Below are 26,102 nucleotides of genomic sequence, written 5' to 3' on the forward strand. Positions count from 1 at the left end.
GATCTTCCGTGTGCTGCGCACCCCCTCCAGGGGGCCGCGGGCGTGCCCTTGTGTCCCGATTGGTGAAACGCTGCCCCAAAGCTTCCACTGTCGGGCCTTCGGTCTGTCCACACCCGGTTCCACAGCGTGATGGGTGCTCAACTCCGGTGGCTGCGAACCCTCCTGCCGGCCCCGACTAATCTCGACGCGAGAACATCGCCCCATCCCCGTGATCCGCTGCGCCACCCCTGCATGCCGGGTACACGGAGTACACAGCTCTGGAGAAACTCGAGCATGAACCGCAAGACTTTGGTGCTGCCGGCCGTGATCGGCCTGCTCGCGCCGGTGCTCGCCGCCTGCGGCGGGTCCGACAGCGGGAGCGGCGGCAGCGGCGCGATCGTCGTCGGCACCACGGACCGGTTCACCGCCTCGAAGGACGCCCCCGCGCCCCTCGACCCCGCCTACGCCTACGACGTCGGCACCTGGAACATCCTGCGCCAGACCGTGCAGACCCTGATGATCCAGCCGCGCGGCGAGGGCGAGCCCGTACCGGAGGCCGCCGAACGCTGCGGCTTCACCGACACCGGCAACGAGCGCTACGCCTGCACCCTGCGCGACGGCCTGACGTTCGCCGACGGCAACGCTGTCACGGCGGCCGACGTGAAGTACTCCATCGACCGCGCCCGGTCCCTCAAGGCCGACAGCGGCGTGTTCGCGCTGCTGTCCACCATCGACACCATCGAGACCCAGGGCGACCGCGAGGTCATCTTCCACCTGAAGACCGCCGACGCGACGTTCCCCTACAAGCTGTCGACCCCGGTCGCCGGCATCGTCAACCCCGAGGACTACCCGAAGAACAAGCTGCGCGACGGCTTCGACCTGGAGGGCTCCGGCCCCTACACCCTCAAGGCCGACGTCGAGGACGGCGAGCTGGTCAAGGCCGAGTTCACCAAGAACCCCGACTACAAGGGCACCATCGAGGTGAACAACGACAAGGTCGACATGGTCTCCTTCAAGGACGCCGGCGCCATGGGCGAGGCGCTCGAGAAGGGCGACATCGACCTGATGACCCGCGCCATGTCGCCCGAGCAGATCCGCAAGCTCTCCGGCGACGCGGACACCGACGTCGACCTCGTCGAGATGCCCGGCCTCGAGATCCGCTACCTGGGCTTCAACACCGACGCCCCCACGGTGAAGTCCAAGGCCGTGCGCCAGGCCATGGCCCAGCTCATCGACCGCAGCGAACTGGTCTCCAAGGTCTACGGCTCCCAGGCCGAGCCGCTGTACTCGCTCGTCCCGGCCAGCGTCACCGGCCACTCCAACTCGTTCTTCAACAAGTACGGCGACCCCAGCGTCACCAAGGCCCGCTCCCTGCTCACCCAGGCGAACGTCACCACCCCCGTGAAGCTGACGCTGCACTACACCACCGACCACTACGGCCCCGCCACCAAGAAGGAGTTCGAGGTCCTGCGCCAGCAGCTCAACTCCAGCGGCCTGTTCGACGTCGACATCAAGGGCACCCCCTGGGACACCTTCCGCCCGGCCGAGAAGAAGGGCGACTACGACGTCTACGGCATGGGCTGGTTCCCGGACTTCCCGGACGCCGACAACTTCCTCGCGCCCTTCCTCGACGCCGACAACACCCTCGGCTCGCCGTACGACAACAGCCGGATCCGCAACACCCTGATCCCGGAATCGCGCCGAGAGGCGGACCGGCTGTCCGCCTCCTCCAGCCTGACGGACATTCAGGACATCGTCGCCGGCGACGTGCCGGTGCTGCCGCTGTGGCAGGGCAAGCAGTACGTCGCCGCTCGCGACGACGTCACGGGTACCGCCTACGCGCTCAACTCCGCCTCGACGCTCCAGCTGTGGGAGCTCGGGCGGGGCGTGAGCGGCTGACGGACCCGCTGGATCCCCGGGGCCTGTGACCGCGGCCCCCGGGGAGCCGTGCCCCGGAGCCGGGGACATGCTCCGGGAGTTCTCGAGAACCGACGACAAGGCACACACGTGAAGATACGCAACCAGTGGCCGGTCCTGCCCATCGTGGCCGGCCTCGCCTCCGGACTGCTGACCGGCTGTGGCACGGAGAGCGGAGACTCCGCGGGGGACGGCTCCAACGTGGTGGTGGGGATGTCCGACGACGTCCTGGCCACGGACCCGGCCTCCGGCTACGACCCCGGCTCCTGGCTGTTGTTCAACAACGTCTTCCAGTCCCTGCTGAGCTTCCCCAAGGGCGCCACGGAACCGCAGCCGGAAGCCGCCGAGAACTGCGCGTTCACCGACACGCAGACCACCGTCTACAAGTGCACGCTCAAGGACGGCCTCAAGTTCAGCAACGGTGACGAGCTCACCTCCGAGGACGTCAAGTTCTCCTTCGACCGCATGCTGAAGATCAACGACCCCGACGGGCCCGCGATCATGTTCCCCATGCTGGACAAGGTCGAGACACCCGACGACAAGACGGTCGTCTTCCGCCTCAACACCGCCGACGCCACCTTCCCCAGCAAGATCGCCTCCGGCGCCGGCTCCATCGTCGACCACACCCAGTACGACGCGAACGGGCTGCGCAAGGACGGCAAAGCCGTCGGCTCCGGCCCCTACCAGCTCGAATCGTTCGACGACGAGAAGGCCGTCTTCTCCGTCAACGACAACTACAAGGGCACCGCCAAGGTGAACAACACCGGCGTGACGCTCAGGTTCTTCGACGGCGACCAGACCGCCCTGAAGCAGGCCATCCAGAACGGGGACGTCGACATCGCCTACCGCGGCCTCACTGCGGGCGACATCGCCGACACCGAGAAGGCCGACGACGGCACCGGCGTCGAGGTCGTCGAGGGCAGCAGCGCCGAGGTCCAGCACCTGGTGTTCAACATGGACGACCCGGTCGCCGGAAAGCTCGGCGTCCGCAAGGCCATCGCCCACCTGCTCGACCGCGAAGCCCTCATCAAGAACGTCTACCAGGGCACCGCCACCCCGCTGTACTCGATCATCCCGGCCGGTATCGCGGGCCACAACACGGCCTTCTTCGACACCTACGGCGCCCGCCCCTCCAAGGCGAAGGCCCAGGCCGCGCTGCGCAAGGACGGCATCACCGGCAAGGTGAAGCTGACCCTCTGGTCGACCCCGTCCCGCTACGGACCCGCGACCGACCAGGAGCTGACCGCCATCGCCGGCCAGCTCAACGCCAGCGGCCTGTTCGCCGCCGACGTCAAGTCCGTCCCCTTCGGCCAGTACGAGAAGGACATCGCCGCGGGCAAGTACGGCGTCTACGTCAAGGGCTGGGTGCCGGACTACCCGGACGCCGACAACTTCACCGCCCCCTTCTTCGGCAAGGGCAACGTGCTGAGCAACAACTACGACAACGGCACCATCACCGGCTCGCTCATCCCGCGCACCGCCGCCCTGACCAACCGGGCCGCCACCGACAAGGAGTTCGGCGAGCTGCAGGACATCGTCGCCGACGAACTCCCCGTCCTGCCGGTGTGGCAGGCCAAGCAGTACGCGGTCGTACGTGACGGCGTCTACGGCCTGGAGTACTGCCTCGACGCGTCCACCGTCTTCCGCTTCTGGGAGCTCAGCAAGGACGCCTGACGCACCCATGTGAAGACGCACCCATGTGAAGACGCACCTATGTGAGAGGGCGCCCCCCGCGCGGCGGGGGGCGCCCTCTCACATACCGGCTCGCGGCCGCTACTGCGCGCCGGGGCGCACCAGCCCGCTCTCGTACGCGTACACCGCCGCCTGGACACGGTCGCGCAGGCCCAGCTTGGTCAGCACATGCCCCACATGCGTCTTGACGGTGGTCTCGCTGACGAACAGATCGGCGGCGATCTCCGCGTTGGACAGCCCCCGCGCCACCAGCTTCAGCACCTCCACCTCGCGGTCGGTGAGCGTGTGCAGCGTGTCCGGCACCGGCTCCTCACCCGACGGCAGATGCGTGGCGTACTTGTCGAGCAGCCGACGCGTGATGCTCGGCGCGAGCATCGCCTCACCCGAGGCCACGACCCGGATCGCCTGCACCAGCTCATTGGCCGGTGCGTCCTTCAGCAGGAACCCGCTGGCACCGGCGCGCAGCGCCTCCACCACGTACTCGTCGAGATCGAAGGTCGTCAGCACCAGCACCTTCGCCGGGCCGTCCCGCTCCGGCCCGGTGATCTGCCGGGTCGCCTCCACACCGTCCATCCGCGGCATGCGGATGTCCATCAGAACCACATCGGGCTGAAGCGCACGCACCTGGTCAAGTGCCTGCAGTCCGTCACCGGCCTCCCCGACGACCGCGATGTCCTGCTCGGCCTCCAGGATCATCCGGAAGCCGGTACGGAGCAGCGGCTGGTCGTCGACCAGTAGGACGCGGATGGCCACGTAAGTCTCCTTCGCTAGTCCGGCCCCATTCTGCCCTGCGCGCAGACGCCCGACTCAGCCGCCCTCACCCGGCACCGGCGGCTGCGCCGCACGCACCGGCAGCGGATAGGGCGGGGGAGTACCCCCGAACTCCGGGCAGTGGGCCTGATGGTCGCACCAGCCGCACAACTTCGTGGGACGCGGCCGCCAGTCACCCGTCTCGGTGGCCAGCCGGATCGCCTCCCACAGCGCCAGCAGCTTGCGCTCGACCCGCTCCAGATCGGCGAGCACCGGGTCGTACGTCAGCACCTGGCCGCTGCCGAGGTAGACCAGCTGGAGCCGCCGGGGAATCACGTTCTTCAGCCGCCACACCACCAGGGCGTAGAACTTCATCTGGAACAGAGCGCCCTCGGAGTACTCGGGCCGGGGTGCCTTGCCCGTCTTGTAGTCGACGATGCGGACCTCGCCCGTGGGAGCCACGTCGACCCGGTCGATGATGCCGCGCAGCCGCAGCCCCGACTCCAGCTCCGTCTCGACGAACAGCTCCCGCTCCGCCGGCTCCAGACGGCTGGGGTCCTCCAGCGTGAACCAGCGCTCGACGAGCTGCTCGGCCTCACCCAGCCAGCGCGCCAGCCGCTCGCCCTGCGGATCGTCGGCGAACAGCTCCACGACCTCCGGCCGCGTCTCCCGCAACCGGTCCCACTGGCCGGGGATCAGCGACTTCGCCCGCGGCGGGGTGCGCTCGGCGGCCGGGGCGTCGAAGAGCCGCTCCAGCACCGCGTGCACCAGCGTCCCCCTGGTCGCCGCCTCGCTCGGCTTCTCCGGCAGCCGGTCGATGACCCGGAAGCGGTACAGCAACGGGCACTGCATGAAGTCACTCGCACGCGAGGGGGACAACGAGGCCGGTGCTATGGCCGTGGTGCCGGTCACGAGGTCGCTCACGGCGGCGGTCTCGGCCGCCGCCTCCGCCATCGTCCGCGCGTCCGCCGCCGTCTCCACGGCAGTCTCCACCGCCGACTCCGCAGGCCCGGCCGGGACCGGCGGTTCCTCCGCCGCGGCCAGGACGCTGTCGGGCCGCGGCGCGCCCTCGGTGCTCGTCTCCATGCCCCAGACCATACGGCCCGCCACTGACAGTGACCCAGCCGTGTTCGTGGGGGAAGCCGGGAGAGGAGGTCGACGTACGGGAAACACAGGGGTGCCGGGGCGGAACGCACCGCGACGGACGCATACCATCGACACGAGACCTCCCGCCCGGCAGGCGCGGGAGACGCTTCGATCGAGGGGACACCGGTGGACGAGAGCGGCGGGCGCGGGCGGCCGCGATCCGGCAACGACGAGCCGGCCGAGCGCCAGGCGGGGCACACGCCCCGGCCCGCCGAGCCGACCCCCGCCGACGAACAGCCCACGGACGAACACCCCACCCCGTCACCGCAGACGGCCGCCCCGACCACGCCCGCCGACACCCCGGCGCCCCCCGAAGACGCCGCGCGGGACGACTCGACGGCTGACAGCCCGACGCGGTCCGACAAACCCGCTCCGAAGGCGGACAGGCACCCCCACAGCGCCCCTGCGGACGACCAGCACCCGGCTCCCGCCCCCGCCGACACCGACGCTGACGTCAGCGCAGCCCCCGGCGCGCGCGAAGGCGCCGACGTGCCGCAGGACGACACCCACCGCGCCCACGCCGACGACCGGCACCCGGCACCGGCCCCCGCCGATCACGACACCGACGCACCACAGAGCGCACCCGCCCCCGCCCCCGCCCCCGGCGCGCGCGACGGCGCTGACGTGCCGCAGGACGACACCCACCCCGACCGCGCCTACGCCAGCGGCCCGCACTCCGCACCCGCCCCCGGCCGGCCCGAAGCGGACCGTCTGCGCAAGGCGCACACCCCCGCCACCGGCTCCGGTGACCACAACCGCCCCCAGCAGCCCACCCCCACCCACGGCGACCGCCACCTCGCTCACTCCGCCGACGGCAAAGGCCCCGCCCCCCAGCGGCCCGAGCCACGCGGCGGGCTCCTCATGGGGCGGCCCTTCGGCGTGCCGGTGTACGTCGCGCCGAGCTGGTTCCTCGTCGCCGCGCTGATCACCTGGGTCTTCGGTGGCCAGCTGGAGCGCGTACTGCCCGAACTCGGCGCCGCCCGCTACCTGGTCTCACTCTTCTTCGCGGTCGCCTTCTACGCCTCCGTCCTCGTCCACGAACTCGCCCACACCGTCGCCGCCCTCCGCTTCAAACTCCCGGTCCGCCGCATCCAGCTCCAGTTCTTCGGCGGCGTCTCCGAGATCGAGAAGGAGGCCGAGACCCCCGGCCGGGAATTCGTGCTGGCCTTCGTCGGACCCCTGCTCTCCCTCGTCCTCGCCGGCGTCTTCTACGCCGCCGTACAGACCGTAGAACCCGGCACCGTCCCCGGCGTCCTGCTCGCCGGCCTGATGATCTCCAACCTCATCGTCGCCGCGTTCAACCTCCTGCCCGGCCTCCCCCTCGACGGCGGCCGCATGCTCCGCGCCGTCGTCTGGAAGATCACCGGCAAGCCCATGACCGGCACCATCGCCGCCGCCTGGGTCGGCCGCGCCCTCGCCGTCTCCGTGCTCATCGGACTGCCCCTGCTCACCCAGTCCGGCGCCCTCGGCACCGACGCCGTCGACAACGTCGGCATGGACACCGTCCTCGACGCCCTGCTCGCCGCCATCCTCGCCGCGATCATCTGGACCGGCGCCGGAAACAGCCTGCGCATGGCCCGCCTGCGCGAGCACCTCCCCGAACTGCGCGCCCGCGCCCTCACCCGCCGCGCCGTCCCCGTCGAGTCCGACACCCCCCTCTCCGAGGCCCTGCGCCGCGCCAACGCCTCCGGCGCCCGCGCCCTGGTCGTCGTCGACACCGACGGCAAACCCCTCTCCCTCGTCCGCGAGGCCGCCATCGTCGGCGTCCCCGAGCACCGCCGCCCCTGGGTCGCCGTCAGCGGCCTCGCCCAGGACCTCACCGACGGCATGCGCGTCTCCGCGGAGCTCTCCGGCGAAGAACTCCTCGACGCCCTGCGCGCCACCCCGGCCACCGAGTACCTCGTGGTCGAGGAGACCGGCGAGATCTACGGCGTCCTGTCCGCCGCCGACGTGGAACGCGCCTTCGTCAAGGCCATGGCACGGCCGTCCTGACCACGAGCCCGTCCTGGTGGTCGGTGGCCCTCTCCCGGGCCGGTAGGCTGGTCACATGTCCGAACCGACCGGTGCCGCCCGCAGGCGCGGGCCCTTCAAGGTCGGGGACCAGGTTCAGCTGACCGACCCCAAGGGCCGCCACTACACGTTCACGCTCGAGGCCGGGAAGAACTTCCACACCCACAAGGGTTCCTTCCCCCACGACGAGCTGATCGGCGCTCCCGAGGGCAGCGTTGTCCGCACCACGGGGAACGTCGCCTACCTCGCGCTGCGCCCCCTGCTCCCCGACTACGTCCTGTCCATGCCCCGCGGCGCCGCCGTGGTCTACCCCAAGGACGCCGGGCAGATCCTGGCCTTCGCCGACATCTTCCCCGGCGCACGCGTCGTGGAAGCGGGCGTCGGCTCCGGCTCGCTCAGCAGCTTCCTGCTGCGCGCCATCGGCGACCAGGGCATGCTGCACAGCTACGAGCGCCGCGCCGACTTCGCCGAGATCGCCCAGGCGAACGTCGAGCGCTACTTCGGCGGCCCGCACCCCGCCTGGCAGCTCACCGTCGGCGACCTCCAGGACAACCTGTCCGACGCCGACGTCGACCGCGTCATCCTCGACATGCTCGCCCCCTGGGAGTGCCTGGAGGCCGTCTCCAAGGCGCTCGTCCCCGGCGGCATCCTGTGCTGCTACGTGGCGACCACCACCCAGCTCGCCCGGACCGTCGAGTCCATCCGCGAGATCGGCTGCTTCAACGAGCCGAGCGCCTGGGAATCGATGATCCGCAACTGGCACATCGAAGGCCTGGCCGTCCGCCCCGACCACCGGATGATCGGCCACACCGGCTTCCTGCTCACCGCACGACGCCTCGCCGACGGCGTCGAGCCGCCCATGCGCCGCCGCCGCCCCGCCAAGGGCGCCTACGGCGAGGACTACGCGGGCCCCAACGCCGACGGCGGCGCCGGCCGCTGAAACGGCCCGTCACCTCGTCCAACGCACCGGCGCCGTGTCGGAGTTCCCGTATCCGTACCGGGAACTCCGCCACGGCGCCCTTCCGTTGCCACCCCGGTCTCCGCCACCGCCTGATCTCCATCGTCGCCCGCCCCGGATTCCGTGCCACCCCGGGTGAACCCTCATCCGATGCCGTTGACCGTCCGCACGGACCACCAAGCCCCACGGCACGGCAAGCGGGAGCCCGCCCCCGCACAGGCCCGCTGACACAGCGGCAGGAAACGCAACCCTTCAGACTTCCCCGGCACAGGACGCCCACACCCCGCCGTTCCCACGCGGTGTGACGTGTGGCACCATGCTGGCCACCCCACCGGCACAGCCTCAGGAGACCCTCCTAGTGCAGTCTTCCGCCGTCCCGGAGCTCGCCCACACCCACACCCGTCCCATCCACTGGCTCGCCACCGCGACCGCCGTCGCGGGCGTCGTCGCCTTCTCCTCCGTCCTGCAGCCCGGCGCCGCGACGGCGGCCCAGCCCGCCGCCCCCGAAACCAAGAGCGCTCCGGCGCACACCACTCCCCCCGACCCGGCCGCCGTGACGTACCCCATCGAGTGCGGCCCCGTGAAGGCCGTGGTGCAGAAGCGGGCTTCCGGCGACCTCGACGGCGACGGCAGCCCCGAGACGGTGGCCGTGGTCCACTGCGACTCGCCCATGGGCACCCCGCCGGACGGCGTCTACGTCCTGACACGCGACGCCGACGGCGGCAAGCCCCGCGTCGTGGCCACCCTGCTCGACCCCAAGGACGGCACCACCGTCAGCGACTTCGCCGTCTCCTCCGGGGCCGTCACGGCCACGCTCCTCGGCTACTCGTCCTCCGACGTGCCGCGTTGCTGCCCCGACGAGAAGACCGACGCGAAATGGCGTTGGCAGGGCGGCTCGTTCGTCCGCTCGACCCCGGCCGGAGCTCGCAGCGTGTGAGGCCCCTGCGACAGCGCGTGTGAGATATCAGACAGTAGTAACAGAACGTAGAGAAGCAGTCACTCCGCGTCCGGACCGTAGACCTCTGCCTTGTCCGAAACCCGCCGCACATGGATGCAGTCCCCCGGACACTCCTTCGCCGAGTCGATCACGTCCGTGAGGAGCGGCAGCGGAACCGGCGTCGTCGCGCCCTTGTCCTGGAGCAACTCGTCCTCGGCGCTCTTCACATACGCCAGACCATCGATGTCCAGCTCGAACACCTCAGGCGCGTACTGGGCGCAGATGCCGTCGCCGGTACACAGGTTCTGATCGATCCAGACCTCCAGCGCCTCACCATCGGCCCCGGCCACCTGCTGCACGCTCATCTCTCCTGCCGTTTCTCCGCCGAGCCGCATCGGGAATCCGGCCAGCTCCGGCGGGTGTTGAACAGTTCGACCCTACCTCCGGCTGGGTTCCAATCATGTTCGCTGGGTATTCCCCTGGCGTGAGGGAGAGCGCAAGGGTGAAGATCGGACACACCCCGACCGTCTTTGTGATCTAGGGGTTTCAATCGACACCCGCCCAGGTAGGGTCTGGAAGCGTCCAGCTCCCCTTGGAGGAGGTGAGGACCGTGGCAGCCCACGACGACGACATGAACCGCGGCATCCGCCCGGGACGCGGGTCCGACGACCCGGCCGGGCAGATCGCCTACCTTGAGCAGGAGATCGCCGTCCTGCGACGTAAGCTCGCCGACTCTCCGCGACACACGAGGATTCTCGAAGAGCGGATCGTCGAGCTGCAGACCAATCTGGCCGGCGTGTCCGCACAGAACGAGCGACTCGCCAACACGCTCCGTGAGGCCCGTGACCAGATCGTGGCCCTCAAGGAGGAAGTCGACCGGCTCGCACAGCCGCCGGCCGGCTTCGGGGTCTTCCTGACGGCGAACGAGGACGGCACCGCCGACATCTTCACCGGCGGCCGCAAGCTCAGGGTGAACGTCAGCCCCAGCGTCGAGCTCGAAGAGCTACGACGCGGCCAGGAAGTAATGCTCAACGAAGCGCTCAACGTGGTCGAGGCCATGGAATACGAGCGCGTCGGTGACATCGTCACCCTCAAGGAGATCCTCGAGGACGGCGAGCGGGCCCTCGTGCTCGGGCACACCGACGAGGAGCGAGTGGTACGACTCGCCGAGCCCCTGCTGGACGTGAACATCCGGCCCGGCGACGCCCTGCTGCTCGAACCCCGCTCGGGCTACGTCTACGAGATCGTCCCCAAGAGCGAGGTCGAAGAACTCGTCCTCGAAGAAGTCCCCGACATCGGCTACGAGCAGATCGGCGGTCTCGGCGGCCAGATCGAGGCCATCCGCGACGCCGTCGAGCTCCCCTACCTCTACCCCGACCTGTTCAAGGAGCACGAACTGCGGCCGCCGAAGGGCGTCCTGCTCTACGGGCCCCCCGGATGCGGCAAGACGCTCATCGCCAAGGCCGTGGCCAACTCACTGGCCAAGAAGGTCGCCGAAGTGACCGGCCAGGCCGCCGGCAAGAGCTTCTTCCTCAACATCAAGGGCCCCGAGCTCCTCAACAAGTACGTCGGTGAGACGGAGCGGCAGATCCGCCTCGTCTTCCAGCGAGCCCGCGAGAAGGCCAGCGAGGGCACCCCCGTCATCGTCTTCTTCGACGAGATGGAATCCCTCTTCCGCACCCGCGGCTCCGGCGTCAGCTCGGACGTGGAGAACACCATCGTCCCCCAGCTGCTCGCCGAGATCGACGGTGTGGAGGGCCTGCAGAACGTGGTCGTGATCGGCGCCTCCAACCGCGAGGACATGATCGACCCCGCCATCCTGCGGCCCGGCCGGCTCGACGTGAAGATCAAGATCGAGCGTCCGGACGCCGAGGCGGCCAAGGACATCTTCGGCAAGTACCTCACGGAGCGCCTCCCGCTGCACGGCGACGACCTCACCGAACACAGCGGCTCCAAGACCAGCACCGTCCAGAGCATGATCCAGACGGCTGTGGAACACATGTACGCCGAATCCGAGGAAAACCGCTTCCTGGAGGTCACCTACGCCAACGGTGACAAGGAAGTCCTCTACTTCAAGGACTTCAACTCCGGCGCCATGATCGAGAACATCGTCGGCCGCGCCAAGAAGATGGCCATCAAGGACTTCCTCGAGAAGAACCAGAAGGGCCTCCGCGTCTCCCACCTCCTCCAGGCCTGCGTGGACGAGTTCAAGGAGAACGAGGACCTGCCCAACACCACCAACCCGGACGACTGGGCCCGCATCTCCGGAAAGAAGGGCGAACGGATCGTGTACATCCGTACGCTCATCACCGGAAAGCAGGGCGCGGACACCGGACGCTCCATCGACACGGTGGCGAACACCGGTCAGTACCTGTAAAACACAGGGCGGCTGCGGGTGCCCTCGACGGGTACCCGCAGCCGACTGTTTTTCAGGCCACGGCTGGAGCACGCAATGACGCAAATGATCTCCCCACCAGCGCAAAGGCGTTCTAGGCTCTTCCATACCGCCGAGTCGCGCAGTGCGGGGACGGGCACCGCACACGCAACCGAGCGCCAGCGGTATCTGAGTGGCGCCCACGACCGAGGGTGCCGCCGGGCAAGGAGGGCCGCATGACCGTACGGCGAGTAATGGGCATCGAGACGGAGTACGGAATCTCCGTCCCCGGCCACCCCAACGCCAATGCCATGCTCACCTCGTCCCAGATCGTGAACGCCTACGCGGCGGCGATGCACCGGGCCCGCCGGGCCCGCTGGGACTTCGAGGAGGAGAACCCGCTGCGGGACGCGCGAGGCTTCGACCTCGCCCGCGAAGCCGCCGACTCCAGCCAGCTCACCGATGAGGACATCGGCCTGGCCAACGTGATCCTCACCAACGGTGCACGGCTCTACGTCGACCACGCACACCCCGAGTACAGCTCTCCCGAGGTGACCAACCCCCGGGACGCCGTCCTCTGGGACAAGGCCGGCGAGCGGATCATGGCCGAGGCCGCGGAACGGGCCGCCCAGCTGCCCGGCGCCCAGCCGATCCACCTCTACAAGAACAACACCGACAACAAGGGCGCGTCCTACGGCACGCACGAGAACTACCTGATGAAGCGGGAGACCCCCTTCTCGGACATCGTGCGCCACCTGACACCGTTCTTCGTCTCCCGCCAGGTCTTCGCCGGAGCCGGCCGCGTCGGCATCGGCCAGGACGGCCACGAGCACGGCTTCCAGCTCAGCCAGCGGGCCGACTACTTCGAGGTCGAGGTCGGCCTTGAGACGACCCTCAAGCGCCCGATCATCAACACCCGCGACGAGCCGCACGCGGACGCCGAGAAGTACCGGCGCCTGCACGTGATCATCGGCGACGCGAACCTGTCGGAGATCTCGACCTACCTCAAGCTGGGCACGACCTCGCTGGTGCTGTCGATGATCGAGGACGGCTTCATCGCCGTCGACCTCGCCGTCGACCAACCCGTCCGCACCCTCCACCAGGTCTCGCACGACCCGTCGCTCAAGCGCGTGGTCACACTCCGCAGCGGCCGCACACTCACGGCGGTCCAGTTGCAGATGGAGTACTACGAGCTGGCACGCAAGTACGTGGAGGAGCGCTTCGGGGCCGACGCCGACGACCAGACCAAGGACGTCCTGTCCCGCTGGGAGGACACCCTCACCCGTCTGGAGCACGACCCGATGAGCCTGGCCGGCGAGCTGGACTGGGTCGCCAAACGGGAGCTCATGGAGGGCTACCGGCGCCGGGACAACCTCGACTGGGACGCGGCGCGCCTGCACCTGGTCGACCTCCAGTACGCCGACGTACGGCCCGAGAAGGGCCTGTACAACCGCCTGGTCGCCCGCGGACGCATGAAGCGACTGCTGACCGACGCGGACGTGGAGCGGGCCCGTACGGTGCCCCCCGAGGACACCCGGGCCTACTTCCGCGGCCGCTGCCTGGAGCAGTACGCGGACGACGTCGCGGCGGCCTCCTGGGACTCGGTGATCTTCGATCTGCCGGGCCGGGACTCGCTGCAGCGCGTCCCAACCCTGGAACCGCTTCGCGGAACGCGTAATCACGTCAAGGAGCTCCTGGACCGCTGCCGCACCGCGGAAGACCTGGTCAGGGTCCTTTCGGGCGGGTGACCGCTGGAAGCGGGTACTCGTTCGTAACCGGCCGGACAGGGTGGAAAAGCCCTGGTCCGGGAATCATCGAGGTGGCCCCCGTACGTTGGAGCAACTGCGGGGCCATTGTCGGACCCGGCGAGTAGGGTCTGATCTTGACCGAGCAACTGTGTCGGGCGAACCGAGCGGGGTGAGGGATATGGCGACCAAGGACACCGGCGGCGGACAGCAGAAGGCCACCCGGTCCACCGAGGAGGTCGAGGAGCAGGCGCAGGACGCGCAGGGCTCCGAGGACCTCAAGGAGCGTCAGGAGAAGCTGAGCGACGACGTGGACTCGGTCCTCGACGAAATCGATGATGTGCTCGAAGAAAATGCCGAGGACTTCGTGCGCTCCTTCGTTCAAAAGGGCGGAGAGTGACTTTCTCCTTCGATTCGAAGGTCATGCGGGGGAGTTGGGGTTGCTCGAGAGTGAGAGCGTGAAGTGCTGCTCGCGGTGCAAGCAGAACAAGCCGCGAGCAGCCTTCGCGAGTAACAAGGCTATGAGGGACGGTCTCCAGGCGTACTGCCGAGAGTGCTCCGCGGCGTACTACCGGCAGCGGCAGGATGCCCGGGGCAGGAAGCCCCGTCCCAGGGTTGCCGCTCCGGACGGGCACAAGTACTGCCAACGCTGCCGGGAGATCAAACCGCACTCCGAGTGGGGTCGCAACAGAACGGCTTCCGATGGCCTTTCGACGGCCTGCAAGGCATGCCGAGCAATCGAAGGGCGTGCGCGTCATCTGAAGCGCAACTACGGGCTGACCGAAGCTGAGCGCGACGAGATGATCGCCTCTCAGAGGGGTCTCTGCGTGATCTGCCTAAAAGCCCCGGCTGCCCATGTGGATCACTGCCACAAGACGGGTAAGGTCCGAGGCGTACTGTGCTTCAACTGCAATTCGGCCATCGGCAAGTTGGGAGACGATCCCGACGCCGTCCGCCGGGCCGCCGCTTACTTGGAAGGAATCGCGTGGAAGCCAACACTCGTAGCACCGGGCGTCTACCGGCTGCCTTCCTGACGCCAGGGTCCTCCTCCTTCATGGACTTCCTGTCCGAGCACCAGCCGGAGATCCTGCCCGGCAACCGGCAACTGCCCCCCACGCAGGGCGTGATCGAGGCACCGCACGGGACGACGATCGTGGCCGTGACGTTCCCCGGTGGTGTGGTCCTCGCCGGTGACCGGCGGGCCACCATGGGCAACGTCATCGCGCAGCGGGACATCGAGAAGGTCTTCCCGGCCGACGAGTACTCGGCGGTGGGTATCGCCGGCACGGCGGGTCTGGCCGTGGAGATGGTGAAGCTGTTCCAGCTGGAGCTGGAGCACTTCGAGAAGGTCGAGGGCGCGCAGTTGTCCCTGGAGGGCAAGGCGAACCGGCTGTCGACGATGATCCGCTCCAACCTGGGCATGGCGATGCAGGGCTTGGCCGTGGTGCCGCTGTTCGCCGGGTACGACGTGGACCGCGACAGGGGCCGGATCTTCTCCTACGACGTCACCGGTGGCCGCTCCGAGGAGCACAACTACGCGGCGACCGGCTCTGGGTCGATCTTCGCCCGTGGTGCGATGAAGAAGCTGTTCCGGGACGACCTCAGCGAGGCCGAGGCCACCACGCTGGTGGTCCAGGCGCTCTATGACGCGGCAGACGACGACTCGGCGACCGGTGGTCCCGATGTCGCCCGCCGGATCTATCCCATCGTCACCGTGATCACCGACGACGGCTTCCGCCGGCTCACCGACAGCGAGGCGTCCGAGATCGCGCGTTCGATTCTCGAGCGGCGGCTGGAGCAGCCCGATGGGCCGCGGGCCGCGCTGCTGTAGCGCGATCGTCTTCGTGAGGGTGGTCCAGTGAACCGACGGAATCTTCCAGAGAGGGACGGATAACCGGTGTCGACGCCGTTCTATGTCTCACCCCAGCAGGCGATGGCCGACCGGGCGGAGTACGCCCGGAAGGGCATCGCCCGTGGTCGCAGCCTGGTCGTGCTGCAGTTTGCCGACGGCATCGTGTTCGTCGGCGAGAACCCGTCCCGTGCGCTGCACAAGTTCAGCGAGATCTATGACCGGATCGGCTTCGCGGCCGCCGGCAAGTACAACGAGTACGAGAACCTGCGGATCGGCGGGGTGCGCTATGCCGATCTGCGGGGTTACACCTATGACCGGGACGATGTGACGGCCCGGGGTCTGGCGAACGTGTACGCGCAGACGCTGGGCACGATCTTCTCCAGTGCCGCGGAGAAGCCGTACGAGGTGGAGCTGGTCGTCGCCGAGGTCGGGGAGACGCCCGAGGGTGACCAGATCTATCGGCTGCCTCATGACGGTTCCATCGTGGACGAGCACGGGTCGGTCGCGGTGGGGGGTAATGCCGAGCAGATCAGCAGTTATCTGGATCAGCGCCACGAGGAGGGCATGACGCTGGCGGCGGCGCTGAAGCTGGCGGTGCAGGCGTTGTCCCGTGACACCAACGGTGGTGAGCGGGAGATTCCCGCGGAGCGGCTGGAGGTGGCGGTGCTGGACCGTACGCGGCCGCAGAAGCGGAAGTTCAAGCGGATCAGTGGGCCGCAGCTGTCGCGGCTGCTCGATGCGGGGGCCGCCGGCGGTGACGCGGGGTCGGCGTCGGAGGACGCCGAGTAGTTCTGCGTTCGCTGTACGTGGTGCGGCGCGCTTCGGTCGGTGCTTCCGGCTGGGGCGCGTCGCGTTTTCGTGTGCCGGTCGTGTGCCGGTCGCGTGGGGGTCGGGGCCGCCGGGGGTGTCCGTCCTCGGAACGGGGCGATGGGGTTCCGTATCGACTCGCTGTCGGTTGACGCGCCGACCGCTGCGGGAGCGTCGTGGCGCGCCCAGCTGCTGGGTAGCCTCCCGCCCCGGGCTCTCAGTGGGGTGGGGCTGTGGAGCCTCGTTCGATCAGGTGTACCGGGATGTCGCCGCTGTCGGGGGCGCGGTCGTCCAGGACGGCCAGTAGGGCTCGCATGCCGTGTTCGCCGAAGAGTTCGGCGTTCAGGTGGACCGTTGTCAGCTCGGGGTCCATGGCCGTGGCGAGGGCGAGGTCGTCGACGCCGGTGACCGACAGGTCGTCCGGGATGCGCAGGCCAAGGCGCCGGGCCGCTTTGTAGGTGCCGGCCGCGAGCTGGTCGTCGTCGCAGATCACGGCGGTGGGGCGGGCTCCGGGGGCCGCGAGGGCCGCTTCGGCGGCGGTCAGGGCGCCCTCGATGGAGATCGGGGACCGGGCCGTGCGGATCGATGTGCCGGGGGCCTGTGCGAGCCTTGTCGCCAGTTCCCGGGCGCGTACGTCGAAGGTCCAGGAGGGGACGTCCGCCGCCAGGTGGAGGAAGTGGCGGTGGCCCAGGGAGAGCAGGTGCTCGGCGACCTGGCGGATTCCGTCGGCGATGTCCAGGTTCACCGTGGCCGCGCCCAGGCTTCCGGTGGGGTCGCTGTCCAGCATGACCAGGGGGAGTGCTTCGCCGCGGATGGCGGTCAGGGCGTCGGCGGCCATGGAGGAGGCGATGACGCCGTCCAGGGCGGTCTGTGCGGAGGCGAAGGGGTCGCGGGCGGGGCCGATGCCCTCGGGGGAGGGGTAGAGGACGACGCCGAAGCCGTGTTCGGCGGCGACGCGGGCGGCGCCGGTGTAGACGCCGGCGAAGAATTCGGTGGTGAGGGCGGGGACGACCAGGAGGACGGTGCGGGTGCGGCCGAGGCGTAGGTTGCGGGCGGCCAGGTTCGGGCGGTAGCCCAGGTCGCGGGCGGCTGCGCGGACGCGTTCCGCGGTGGTCTCGGAGACGCGGCCGCGCCATTTGTCGCCGAGGACCAGGGACACGGCTGCCTGGGAGACGCCGGCGGCTTGGGCGACGTCCCGGCTCGTGGGGCGGGTGCTGCCTCGTGCCACCGTAAGCCTGCTCCTTCGTCTGGACTGTTGAACAGCGGACATGGTACGTATGGAAACCGACGTTATACGTACAACCTTAGGCGGGGACGGCGGGACATGGCGACGGGATACCTGGAGATCCTTCGGGCGCGGCATGCCGCCCGGCTGCTCGTCGGCACGCTGGTCGGCCGGCTGCCCTGCGCCACGGCCGCCATCGCGATCGTGCTGTTCGTCCGGGCGGAGGGCGGCACGTACAGCCTCGCGGGGGCGCTGACGGCCGTCTACGGCGTCGCGAACGCCGTCGGGCAGCCTGTGCTGGGCAGGATCGTGGACCTGCGCGGGCAGCCGCGTGTGCAGTTGCCCGCGGCCGTTCTGTCCGCGCTCGCGATGGCTCTGTTCGCCTTCTCCGGGATCGGGTCGCTGCCGCTGGCCTACGCGGCCGTCGCCGCGGCCGGGCTTTTCACGCCGCCGCTCGAGGGTGGGCTGCGGGCGCTGTGGCCGTCGGTGCTGCGCCGGGAGGAGCAGGTGCACACGGCGTACGCGATGGACGCCGTGGCCCAGGAGGTGATGTTCACCGTCGGGCCGCTGCTGGTGACGCTGTGCGTGTCGCTGTGGTCGGCCCAGGCGGCGCTGCTCGTGCTGAATGTGATCGGGGTGCTGGGGGCGCTGTCCGTCGTCGTGTCGCCGCCTTCGCGTGCTTGGCGGTCGGCGCCGCGGGAGGCGCACTGGCTGGGTGCGCTGCGCTCGTCCGGTCTGCTGGCGCTGCTGGCGGCGTTCTTGTTCATCGGGATGGCGCTCGGGTCCATCACGGTCGCTTCGGTGCCCTACGCGGACGCTCACGGGGGTGACGCCGTGTACGGCTGGCTGATGGCGGCGCTGGGTTTCGGTGCGCTGGTCGGCGGCACCGTCTATGGCGCCCGGCAGTGGGCCGGGGAGCCGGCGCGGCGACTGACCGGGCTGGTGGCCCTTCTGGTGGTGTGTTATCTCCCGCTGATGCTGATGCCGGACGCGGTGCCCATGGTGGGGCTCACGGCGCTCGCCGGGGTGTTCCTCGCGCCCGCCATCGCCTGTGCGTTCGTCCTGGTCGACCGTCACGCTCCGCGGGGGACGGTCACCGAGGCGTTCTCCTGGCTGGTGACGACGTTCACGGTGGGCCACTCGGTGGGAGCGGGTGTGGCGGGGCCTGTCGTCGAGGTGGGCGGGGCGCTGTGGGGCTTCGCCGTGCCGGCTCTCGCCGGTGGCGTGTCTCTTGTGGTTTTGATCGCCACAGGACGGGTAGTCGCAGCTCCCGGCCAGGGCGGGGTTGTTGTGTCCGGTTCGGAAAATGATCCGAACCGTGCCCCCGAACCCCGTTTCAGTTCAGGGGATCGGGCGTAATGTTCCCTCATGGACCGCCGCATTTTCGGGCTGGAGAACGAGTACGGCGTCACGTGCACGTTCAGGGGACAGCGCCGCCTGTCTCCTGACGAGGTGGCGCGGTACCTCTTCCGCCGTGTCGTGTCATGGGGCCGCAGCAGCAATGTCTTTCTGCGAAACGGCGCCCGCCTCTATCTCGACGTGGGATCGCATCCGGAATACGCGACACCGGAATGCGACAACGTGACCGAACTGGTCACGCACGACAAAGCAGGCGAGCGCATTCTCGAAGGACTCCTGGTGGACGCCGAACGACGCCTGCACGAGGAGGGAATCGCGGGCGACGTCTACCTCTTCAAGAACAACACCGACTCGGCGGGCAACTCCTACGGCTGCCACGAGAACTATCTGGTCGCCCGGCACGGGGAGTTCTCCCGGCTCGCGGACATTCTGATTCCGTTCCTGGTCACCCGGCAGTTGCTGTGTGGTGCCGGCAAGGTGCTGCAGACGCCGCGCGGTGCCGTGTACTGCGTGAGCCAGCGGGCCGAGCACATCTGGGAGGGCGTCTCCTCGGCGACGACCCGCTCCCGGCCCATCATCAACACGCGTGACGAGCCGCACGCGGACGCCGAGCGCTACCGCCGCCTGCATGTGATCGTGGGCGACTCCAACATGTCCGAGACGACCATGCTGCTCAAGGTCGGTGCCACCGATCTGGTGCTGCGCATGATCGAGGCGGGCACGGTGATGCGGGACCTCACGCTGGAGAACCCGATCCGGGCGATCCGCGAGGTCAGCCACGACATCACGGGTCGGCGCAAGGTGCGTCTGGCCAGCGGACGTGAGGCCTCCGCCCTGGAGGTGCAGCGCGAGTACTACGAGAAGGCTCTGGACTTCTGTGAGCGCCGGGGTATCCGCACCGGCACCGTGGAGCAGGTCCTGGAGCTGTGGGGCCGTACGCTGGACGCGATCGAGGCGGAGGACCTCGACCGTATCGGCACCGAGATCGACTGGGTCATGAAGTACAAGCTCATCGAGCGCTACCGTGCCAAGCACAACATGACCATGTCGCATCCGCGGGTCGCGCAGATAGACCTCGCCTACCACGACATCCACCGTCGTCGTGGCCTGTACTACCTGCTCGAGAAGAAGGGCCAGGCGGCCCGTATCTGCAACGACTTGAAGATCTTCGAGGGCAAGTCCGTTCCGCCGCAGACCACTCGGGCCCGGCTGCGGGGCGACTTCATCCGGCGGGCCCAGGAGCAGCGTCGTGACTTCACGGTCGACTGGGTCCACCTCAAGCTCAACGACCAGGCGCAGCGGACCGTGCTGTGCAAGGACCCGTTCCGTTCCGTGGACGACCGGGTGGAGAAGCTGATCGCCGGAATGTGAGTCCTGCTCTTCCGAATGCCGGTGCCCGCGGGTTTTCGCACCTGCGGGCACCGGCCTTTTCCGGCTCGGCTCCGGTCTGCCGGCGGGGCCGGGGCTGTGCCGTGTCGCGGGGTGAGGCGAGTGCGGAGCGTGTACGCCGTAGAGTGGCGGACATTGCCCCCCACTCCCGATCCCAGTTGGACTGATGAACTACAACACGAAACGACTCGTGGCCGCGCTGCTGGCCGTTCCCGCCCTGTTGTTCACCGCCGCGTGCGGATCGGACGACGGGAACAACGGTGAAGCGGCCGGAGGCGTCGCCGAGATCAAGGGGAAGGTCGGGGCCAAGCCCGAGATCTCCGTGCCCAAGGACGGCAAGCCGTCCGACAAGACCGTGGTCGAGACGGTCTCGGCGGGCAGCGGTACCCCGATCAAGGGCTCCGACTTCGTCCGGCTGGACTGGACCGTCGAGAAGTGGGGCGGTGACCAGGAGCTCGGTGGCACCTGGGCCGCGGCGGCGACGGATGACAAGGCGCCCCGTCGGCAGTCGATCGAGCAGATCGGCAAGCCGAGCCAGCAGCTTCCGGAGAAGGTCCTGGACGCGGTGAAGGGCAAGAAGCCCGGCAGTCGTGTCCTGGTGCAGGGCACGGCCGGTGATCTGATCGGCCAGAGTCTGAACACCTCCTCGGGGATCGCCGCCAAGGACGTGCTGATCTGGGTGGTCGACCCGGTCGCCGCCGCGACCGTCGATCCCAAGGCCGAGGCCAAGGGTGAGCAGGCGCCCTCCGAGCCGGGTATGCCCGAGGTGAAGTCCCCGTCGCAGAAGGCCGCGGTCATCACCGTTCCCAAGGGCGAGAAGGCCCCGAAGGACCTCAAGGAGCAGGTGCTGATCAAGGGCGACGGCAAGAAGGTCGAGGCCGGCCAGGGACTCATCGCCCAGTACACCGGGGTCAAGTGGGAGGACGGCAAGAAGTTCGACTCCTCCTGGGATCACGGCGGCGCCACCGCCTTCCAGATCGGCAACGGCTCCGTGGTGGCAGGCTGGGACAAGGGTCTCGTCGGCAAGCACGTGGGCGACCGGGTGCTGCTGGTGATCCCGCCCTCGCTGGGCTACGGCGCGAACCCGCAGAGCGAGCTGGCCAAGAACACGCTGGTCTTCACGGTGGACATCCTCGGCACGGTCTGACCCGGCCGGTCTGTGAGACTGTCCCCGACGCAGGTCACGTAACAAGGAGAGATGAAGTGAGCATCGACAAGCCCGAGATCGACTTCCCGGGCGGCGAGCCCCCGGCGGACCTCGAGATCAAGGACATCTGGGAGGGCGACGGCCCGGTCGCGCAGGCCGGTCAGACCGTGACCGTGCACTACGTGGGTGTCTCCTTCAGCACGGGCGAGGAGTTCGACGCCAGCTGGAACCGCGGCGCCCCGTTCCGCTTCCCGCTGGGCGGCGGCCGCGTCATCAAGGGCTGGGACCAGGGCGTGCAGGGCATGAAGGTCGGTGGCCGTCGTCAGCTGACCATCCCCGCCCATCTCGCCTACGGCGACCAGAGCCCGACCCCTCTGATCAAGCCCGGTGAGACGCTGATCTTCGTGGTCGACCTGCTCGGGGTCTGAGCAAGCTCCGACAGACTCGATCATGTGGGGCCCATGCCTGTTCGGGCGTGGGCCCTCGGCTTTTGCCGTGCCACCGTGTGGCGGTACGGTCATCGCTCGTAAGCACCATAGGGAGGCGAAGCGCGTCGATGGCCATTGCCAAGGCCGAGCGGCTGATGAACCTGGCGCTGTGTCTGCTCGGGACACGCCGGCCGCTCAGCAAGCGTGAGCTGCGCGATTCCATCGAGGCCTATGTCGAGGCCTTCGGGCCGGGCAACGGCGCGGTGGGCTCTGATGATTCCTTCAACCGCATGTTCGAGCGCGACAAGGACGACCTGCGCGAACTCGGGCTGGTCATCGAGACGGTCGAGAACCTCGACGGCGAGGTCGGCTACCTGGCCCGCCGCGACAGCAACCGTCTCCCGCCCATCACCCTGGACGCCGAGGAGGCCGCCGCCCTCGGGCTCGCCGCCAAGGTGTGGCAGCAGGCGCGGCTCGCCGGAGCGGCCAGCGGCGCCCTGCAGAAGCTGCGCGCGGCCGGACTCCCCGAGGACGTCGACCCGTACGGGTCGCACGGCGCGCTGGAGCCGCGTATCCCGGTGCACGAGGCGGCCTTCGAGCCGCTGATGCTGGCCTGCCGGGACCGCAGGCCCGTGGCCTTCGAGTACCGCAAGGCCACCGCGGCCCGTCCCGAGCAGCGGCTTGTGGAGCCGTGGGCGCTGGAGTGCTGGCGGGGCCACTGGTACCTGGCGGGCTGGGACCGCGACCGGGGCGCCGAGCGGGTCTTCCGGCTGTCGCGGATCACCGGCAAGGTCCGCTCGCGCGGCGGCCGGTACACCGCTGCCGTGCCGGATGTCGTCACCGTCCGGGAGACCGTGGCGAGCTGGGCCGGTGAGGTCGCCGACCGCTCGGCGCGGATCCGGTTGCGTGCGGGAGCGGGGTACCCCCTTCGGGCGAAGGCGACCGCGGTTCGGGAACTCGGCGACGGCTGGGACGAGTTGGAGATTCCGTACGGCCATGGGCTGGACGCCTGGCTGGTGGAGTTCGGGCCGGACGTGGTCGTCCTGGAGCCCGCCGAGCTGCGGGCCGACGTGGTGGACCGGCTGCGGGCCGTGGCCAAGGGCTGAGGGGGAGCGGAAAGACAGTGGCAGGCAAACCGGTCAGGCCCGTGAACGCCATCGACCAGACCCGGCGGATGCTCTCGCTGGTGACGTATCTGAAGGAGCGGCCCGGAGCGCGGGTCGAGGACGTGGCGCGTGCCTTCGGCATCAGCGAGGACGAGCTGGTCTCCGATCTCGACGTGCTGCCCATGTGCGGCACCAGCTTCCGTGGCGGCGACCTGCTCGACATCGACACCGACGGTGAGCGCATCTGGTGGCACAACCCGGCCGCCCTGGCGGCGGAGGCGGCCGAGCCGCTCAGACTCGCCGCGGACGAGGCCACGGCGCTGCTGGTCGCCGCCCGGGCGGTGGCCACCCTGCCCGGACTGCGCGAGAGCGACCGGCAGGCGCTGCTGCGGGCGACGGCCAAGGTGGAGACCGCCGCCGGTGAGGCCGCGGGTGCCAGCTCGCGCCTGTCGGTGACCTTCGAGTCCGAGGGCGGCGTCTTCGCGGACGTCGACCGGGCGATCGCCGAGCGCCGCCGGCTGTGGATCCGCTACTACTCGCCCGCGCGCGACGAGGTCACCGAGCGGGAGATCGACCCCATCCGCCTGGTCAGCGTCGGGCACACGTATGTCGAGGCCTGGTGCCGCCGCTCCGAGGCGCGCCGCACCTTCCGGCTCGACCGGGTCGCCGAGATCAAGATCCTTGACGAGCCGTCGGCGCCGCCCGAGATCGAGCTGCGGGACCTGTCGGAGGCGCTGGTGCAGCCCGCGGCGGAGGATCCGGAGGTCGTGGTCGAGGTGGGGCCGGGCGGTCGCTGGGTCGCGGAGTACTACCCGCACGACAGTGCGGATGAGCTCCCCGACGGCGGGCTGCGTATCACTCTGCGGACCCCCGACCCGGCGTCGCTGCGGCGCCTGGCGCTGCGGCTCGGGCGGGACGGCCGGATCGTCTCGCCGCCGGACCTCGCCGACAGCGCCCGCCAGGCGGCCCGTGAGGCGCTGGCGGCGTACGACGGGATCGAGGCGGTGCGGACCACGCCTGCGGCGGAGGCCGGTGTCCGCGCGGCGCACGTGGTGGTGGACGGGCGGGGCGGCGGACCCGAGTGAACCGCGGGCGCCCCTCGGGGTCCACGGCCGGGCGGGGCCGCCGGACCGCGGCACCGGGCGTGGCGCCCTTCGGAGGCGAACGACCCAGGAAGAGGAGCGAGGGCTTGAACGAGTCGGCGACGTCCGGTGGTGTCGGGGGCATGACGGTGGAGTCCGCGTTCGCCGGGATGAGAAGTGTGGCCCCGGTCGTGTTCAGAGCGGGCTGCCCGGACTGCCGCGGGTCCTTCGAGCTCGCCGCGGGCGCCCTGCGCCTGGCCATCGGCGCCACGGACCGTACGACCTTCTACTCCTTCACCTGCCCGCAGTGCGGCGCGTCCGTCCGCAAGCCGGCGGGGGAGCGGATCGTGGAGTTGCTCACCGGCGGCGGGGTGCGGACCCTGCGGCTGCACTCCACCGTCTAGAGGGTCGGGGCGTTCGTCCGTTCAGGAAGGTCTAGGCTCGGCGTCATGTTCTGGCCGATGTTCGCGGTTGCCGTGGGTTTCGTGGGTCTTGTCGTGCTCGGGGTGTTCGCCGTGCGGGTCTTCGTGGAGGCGCAGCGGCTGGGCAGGCAGGTCACGGACTCGGCGCGCCGTATCAACCGGGCCGCCGAGGACCTGGAGCGGGCCGCTGAGAGCGCGGCCCGATCCGTGGACGCTCTGTGAGGCGGCCGGGCGTCGGCCATGAGTTGCTTTTGGGACACTTCGCCCTGTCACCTCGGCGGTTCGTACAGGTACGCTGCTGGTCGCGGCCCGGTTAACGAGGCACTGGCCGCGGACGGGAGTGCGCACAGGGGATGCAGAGGGATTGCCTCACGTTAACCCCCGAGCGTTACGATCGCTGCCAGCACGATCTGTTCGGACATGTGTCCGACGGGTCGGACAGCACCCCACCACAGCCGCCTCGGTGAGAAGGTAAAGACTTATGTTCGGAAGGCTCGGAGCCCCCGAGATCATTCTCATCCTCGTCGTCATCATCCTGCTGTTCGGCGCGAAGAAGCTTCCGGACATGGCTCGGTCGCTCGGCAAGTCCGCTCGCATCCTCAAGAGCGAGGCCAAGGCGATGAAGGACGAGGGCAAGTCCTCCACGACGCCCGCGGGCCCGCCCAACACGGACGAGTCCTCGCAGCGCACCATCCAGGCGGCGCCCGGTGACGTGACCAGCTCGCGCCCGGTCAGCGAGCCCACGGACACGACCAAGCGCTGACGCAGGGCCGGTGACCTCCGGCCCGCCGCACGAGATGGGAACGTGGGTTGCTGAAGTCTGCCCGCAAGCAGGAGAGGGATCCGGAGGGGCGCATGCCCCTCGCGGAGCACCTTCGCGAGCTCCGCAACCGGCTCGCCAAGGCGATGCTGGCGATCGTCGTCGTCACGGTCTTCGCCGCCTTCTTCTACAACGACATCATCAACTTGATCACCAAGCCGATCCTCGACTCGGTCGGCTGTGACAAGACCTTCGCGGAGCTGGCCCGCTCGCAGCCCGGTGCGAAGCCCTGTGCGCAGATCACCATCAACGGCCTGCTCACCCCCTTCACGCTGGCGCTGAAGGTCTCCCTGATGGCCGGCGTCGTCCTGGCCTCGCCGGTCTGGCTCTACCAGCTGTGGGCCTTCGTGGCGCCGGGTCTGCACCGGCACGAGAAGAAGTACGCCTACGCCTTCGTCGCCACCGGCGCTCCGCTGTTCATCGTCGGTGCGTACTTCGCGTACACGGTGCTTCCCACCACGGCCAAGGTGCTCCTGGAGTTCACCCCGGGCGGCACGTCCAACCTGCTCCCGCTGGACGACCTGCTCGACCTGGTCATGCGGATGGTGCTCGTCTTCGGCCTCTCCTTCGAGCTGCCGCTGCTGCTGGTCATGCTCAACCTCACCGGGGTACTGACCGGCAAGCGCATGCTCGGCTGGTGGCGCGGCATGATCATGGGCATCACGGTCTTCGCGGCCATCGCCACCCCCAGCACCGACCCGCTGACCATGCTGGCGCTGGCGGCGCCGATCTGGATCCTGTACTTCGCGGCCGTCGCCTTCTCCCTGGTCAACGACCGTCGCAGGGCCCGGCGCGAGGCCCTCGGCCCCGCCGACGACGAGGCTTCCGAGCTGGATCTCACGCCCGACGACATCGGCGAGATCGAGCCCGTGACCACCAGCCGGGCCGCCCTGCCCGAGCAGGCGAGCGCGGACCGCTCGGACCGGGTCAACGGTTATGACGACGTGACCTGAAGAT

25 protein-coding genes are annotated in these 26,102 nt (G+C 69.4%); 21 read left to right on the forward strand and 4 right to left on the reverse strand.

The window, feature by feature from the left end:
* Positions 1–273: 273 nt before the first annotated feature.
* Both ACFZDE_RS29150 and ACFZDE_RS29155 read left to right on the forward strand, forming a co-directional pair.
* Positions 274–1,878, forward strand: coding sequence for an ABC transporter substrate-binding protein (locus ACFZDE_RS29150; protein ID WP_391204744.1), 1,605 nt, complete (start codon positions 274–276; stop codon positions 1,876–1,878).
* 108 nt (positions 1,879–1,986) lie between these two features.
* On the forward strand, positions 1,987–3,570 hold the full coding sequence (locus ACFZDE_RS29155) for an ABC transporter substrate-binding protein (protein ID WP_391204747.1): 1,584 nt from the start codon (positions 1,987–1,989) through the stop codon (positions 3,568–3,570).
* A 99-nt stretch (positions 3,571–3,669) separates the two neighbouring features.
* On the opposite strand, the gene ACFZDE_RS29160 is transcribed toward ACFZDE_RS29155, so the two are convergent.
* Entirely contained in the window at positions 3,670–4,341 is a 672-nt protein-coding gene (locus ACFZDE_RS29160) for a response regulator transcription factor (protein ID WP_184597440.1), read from the reverse strand.
* Positions 4,342–4,395: 54 nt separating this feature from the next.
* Entirely contained in the window at positions 4,396–5,424 is a 1,029-nt protein-coding gene (locus tag ACFZDE_RS29165; RefSeq protein ID WP_391204749.1) for a PD-(D/E)XK nuclease family protein, read from the reverse strand.
* A 186-nt stretch (positions 5,425–5,610) separates the two neighbouring features.
* On the opposite strand from ACFZDE_RS29165, the gene ACFZDE_RS29170 reads away from it, so the two are divergent.
* The 3 genes from ACFZDE_RS29170 to ACFZDE_RS29180 all read left to right on the forward strand — a co-directional run bounded on the left by ACFZDE_RS29170 (position 5,611) and on the right by ACFZDE_RS29180 (position 9,389).
* Positions 5,611–7,476 (forward strand): site-2 protease family protein, encoded by a 1,866-nt coding sequence (locus tag ACFZDE_RS29170; RefSeq protein ID WP_391204752.1) that lies wholly within the window; start codon positions 5,611–5,613, stop codon positions 7,474–7,476.
* Positions 7,477–7,531: 55 nt separating this feature from the next.
* Positions 7,532–8,434 (forward strand): tRNA (adenine-N1)-methyltransferase, encoded by a 903-nt coding sequence (locus ACFZDE_RS29175; protein ID WP_031108685.1) that lies wholly within the window; start codon positions 7,532–7,534, stop codon positions 8,432–8,434.
* Between the two features lie 376 nt (positions 8,435–8,810).
* Positions 8,811–9,389 carry a hypothetical protein gene (locus ACFZDE_RS29180; protein WP_391204755.1) on the forward strand — a complete coding sequence of 193 codons (579 nt, stop codon included), beginning with the start codon at positions 8,811–8,813 and terminating at the stop codon, positions 9,387–9,389.
* 59 nt (positions 9,390–9,448) lie between these two features.
* On the opposite strand, the gene ACFZDE_RS29185 is transcribed toward ACFZDE_RS29180, so the two are convergent.
* Complete coding sequence (locus tag ACFZDE_RS29185) at positions 9,449–9,754, reverse strand: ferredoxin (protein WP_391204758.1); 306 nt, start codon at positions 9,752–9,754, stop codon at positions 9,449–9,451.
* A gap of 245 nt (positions 9,755–9,999) precedes the next feature.
* Between ACFZDE_RS29185 and arc the strand changes: the two genes are divergently transcribed.
* From arc to prcA, 6 genes are all read left to right on the forward strand, one after another.
* Positions 10,000–11,766 (forward strand): proteasome ATPase, encoded by a 1,767-nt coding sequence (arc, locus tag ACFZDE_RS29190; protein ID WP_391002570.1) that lies wholly within the window; start codon positions 10,000–10,002, stop codon positions 11,764–11,766.
* A 233-nt stretch (positions 11,767–11,999) separates the two neighbouring features.
* Complete coding sequence (gene dop, locus ACFZDE_RS29195; RefSeq protein WP_391002568.1) at positions 12,000–13,511, forward strand: depupylase/deamidase Dop; 1,512 nt, start codon at positions 12,000–12,002, stop codon at positions 13,509–13,511.
* A 178-nt stretch (positions 13,512–13,689) separates the two neighbouring features.
* Entirely contained in the window at positions 13,690–13,908 is a 219-nt protein-coding gene (locus tag ACFZDE_RS29200; protein WP_030848612.1) for a ubiquitin-like protein Pup, read from the forward strand.
* Positions 13,909–14,308: 400 nt separating this feature from the next.
* Positions 14,309–14,542, forward strand: a complete 234-nt coding sequence (locus ACFZDE_RS29205; RefSeq protein WP_391205033.1) for an endonuclease domain-containing protein — start codon at positions 14,309–14,311, stop codon at positions 14,540–14,542.
* Positions 14,494–15,339: a proteasome subunit beta gene (gene prcB, locus ACFZDE_RS29210; RefSeq protein ID WP_391204762.1), complete on the forward strand. Its 846-nt coding sequence runs from the start codon at positions 14,494–14,496 to the stop codon at positions 15,337–15,339. Before ACFZDE_RS29205 ends, prcB begins: the two co-directional genes overlap by 49 nt.
* Before the next feature lie 66 nt (positions 15,340–15,405).
* The gene (gene prcA, locus ACFZDE_RS29215; RefSeq protein ID WP_391002561.1) at positions 15,406–16,149 is read left to right on the forward strand and encodes a proteasome subunit alpha; all 744 of its coding nucleotides are present in this window, start codon (positions 15,406–15,408) and stop codon (positions 16,147–16,149) included.
* 235 nt (positions 16,150–16,384) lie between these two features.
* On the opposite strand, the gene ACFZDE_RS29220 is transcribed toward prcA, so the two are convergent.
* Positions 16,385–17,395, reverse strand: a complete 1,011-nt coding sequence (locus ACFZDE_RS29220; RefSeq protein ID WP_391204765.1) for a substrate-binding domain-containing protein — start codon at positions 17,393–17,395, stop codon at positions 16,385–16,387.
* A gap of 96 nt (positions 17,396–17,491) precedes the next feature.
* On the opposite strand from ACFZDE_RS29220, the gene ACFZDE_RS29225 reads away from it, so the two are divergent.
* From ACFZDE_RS29225 to tatC, 10 genes are all read left to right on the forward strand, one after another.
* Positions 17,492–18,751, forward strand: a complete 1,260-nt coding sequence (locus tag ACFZDE_RS29225; protein WP_391204768.1) for an MFS transporter — start codon at positions 17,492–17,494, stop codon at positions 18,749–18,751.
* 9 nt (positions 18,752–18,760) lie between these two features.
* On the forward strand, positions 18,761–20,122 hold the full coding sequence (gene pafA / locus ACFZDE_RS29230; RefSeq protein WP_031106199.1) for a Pup--protein ligase: 1,362 nt from the start codon (positions 18,761–18,763) through the stop codon (positions 20,120–20,122).
* Positions 20,123–20,306: 184 nt separating this feature from the next.
* Positions 20,307–21,287, forward strand: a complete 981-nt coding sequence (locus tag ACFZDE_RS29235; protein WP_391204771.1) for an FKBP-type peptidyl-prolyl cis-trans isomerase — start codon at positions 20,307–20,309, stop codon at positions 21,285–21,287.
* A 56-nt stretch (positions 21,288–21,343) separates the two neighbouring features.
* Positions 21,344–21,715, forward strand: a complete 372-nt coding sequence (locus tag ACFZDE_RS29240) for an FKBP-type peptidyl-prolyl cis-trans isomerase (protein ID WP_221757963.1) — start codon at positions 21,344–21,346, stop codon at positions 21,713–21,715.
* Between the two features lie 128 nt (positions 21,716–21,843).
* Positions 21,844–22,821: a WYL domain-containing protein gene (locus tag ACFZDE_RS29245; protein ID WP_391002552.1), complete on the forward strand. Its 978-nt coding sequence runs from the start codon at positions 21,844–21,846 to the stop codon at positions 22,819–22,821.
* A gap of 17 nt (positions 22,822–22,838) precedes the next feature.
* Positions 22,839–23,906, forward strand: a complete 1,068-nt coding sequence (locus ACFZDE_RS29250) for a WYL domain-containing protein (protein ID WP_391204774.1) — start codon at positions 22,839–22,841, stop codon at positions 23,904–23,906.
* A gap of 104 nt (positions 23,907–24,010) precedes the next feature.
* Positions 24,011–24,307, forward strand: a complete 297-nt coding sequence (locus tag ACFZDE_RS29255; protein ID WP_391002548.1) for a hypothetical protein — start codon at positions 24,011–24,013, stop codon at positions 24,305–24,307.
* Between the two features lie 45 nt (positions 24,308–24,352).
* Positions 24,353–24,547, forward strand: a complete 195-nt coding sequence (locus tag ACFZDE_RS29260) for a hypothetical protein (RefSeq protein WP_391002545.1) — start codon at positions 24,353–24,355, stop codon at positions 24,545–24,547.
* A gap of 259 nt (positions 24,548–24,806) precedes the next feature.
* Positions 24,807–25,088, forward strand: coding sequence for a Sec-independent protein translocase subunit TatA (tatA, locus tag ACFZDE_RS29265; RefSeq protein WP_391204777.1), 282 nt, complete (start codon positions 24,807–24,809; stop codon positions 25,086–25,088).
* Positions 25,089–25,135: 47 nt separating this feature from the next.
* Entirely contained in the window at positions 25,136–26,098 is a 963-nt protein-coding gene (gene tatC, locus ACFZDE_RS29270; protein ID WP_391002541.1) for a twin-arginine translocase subunit TatC, read from the forward strand.
* The last annotated feature ends 4 nt before the right edge of the window (positions 26,099–26,102 follow it).

The sequence above is a fragment of the Streptomyces sp. NPDC007929 genome (assembly GCF_042959065.1).
Classification (GTDB): domain Bacteria; phylum Actinomycetota; class Actinomycetes; order Streptomycetales; family Streptomycetaceae; genus Streptomyces.

Bases quoted from the DNA above. Each gene is read 5' to 3' on its own strand.
- ACFZDE_RS29150 (WP_391204744.1), top strand. From the start codon at position 274: ATGAACCGCAAGACTTTGGTGCTGCCGGCCGTGATCGGCCTGCTCGCG.
- ACFZDE_RS29165 (WP_391204749.1), bottom strand. From the start codon at position 5,424: ATGGAGACGAGCACCGAGGGCGCGCCGCGGCCCGACAGCGTCCTGGCC.
- ACFZDE_RS29175 (WP_031108685.1), top strand. From the start codon at position 7,532: ATGTCCGAACCGACCGGTGCCGCCCGCAGGCGCGGGCCCTTCAAGGTC.
- ACFZDE_RS29185 (WP_391204758.1), bottom strand. From the start codon at position 9,754: ATGAGCGTGCAGCAGGTGGCCGGGGCCGATGGTGAGGCGCTGGAGGTC.
- dop (WP_391002568.1), top strand. From the start codon at position 12,000: ATGACCGTACGGCGAGTAATGGGCATCGAGACGGAGTACGGAATCTCC.
- ACFZDE_RS29200 (WP_030848612.1), top strand. From the start codon at position 13,690: ATGGCGACCAAGGACACCGGCGGCGGACAGCAGAAGGCCACCCGGTCC.
- ACFZDE_RS29205 (WP_391205033.1), top strand. From the start codon at position 14,309: ATGATCGCCTCTCAGAGGGGTCTCTGCGTGATCTGCCTAAAAGCCCCG.
- ACFZDE_RS29225 (WP_391204768.1), top strand. From the start codon at position 17,492: ATGGCGACGGGATACCTGGAGATCCTTCGGGCGCGGCATGCCGCCCGG.
- pafA (WP_031106199.1), top strand. From the start codon at position 18,761: ATGGACCGCCGCATTTTCGGGCTGGAGAACGAGTACGGCGTCACGTGC.
- ACFZDE_RS29235 (WP_391204771.1), top strand. From the start codon at position 20,307: ATGAACTACAACACGAAACGACTCGTGGCCGCGCTGCTGGCCGTTCCC.
- ACFZDE_RS29245 (WP_391002552.1), top strand. From the start codon at position 21,844: ATGGCCATTGCCAAGGCCGAGCGGCTGATGAACCTGGCGCTGTGTCTG.
- ACFZDE_RS29260 (WP_391002545.1), top strand. From the start codon at position 24,353: ATGTTCTGGCCGATGTTCGCGGTTGCCGTGGGTTTCGTGGGTCTTGTC.
- tatA (WP_391204777.1), top strand. From the start codon at position 24,807: ATGTTCGGAAGGCTCGGAGCCCCCGAGATCATTCTCATCCTCGTCGTC.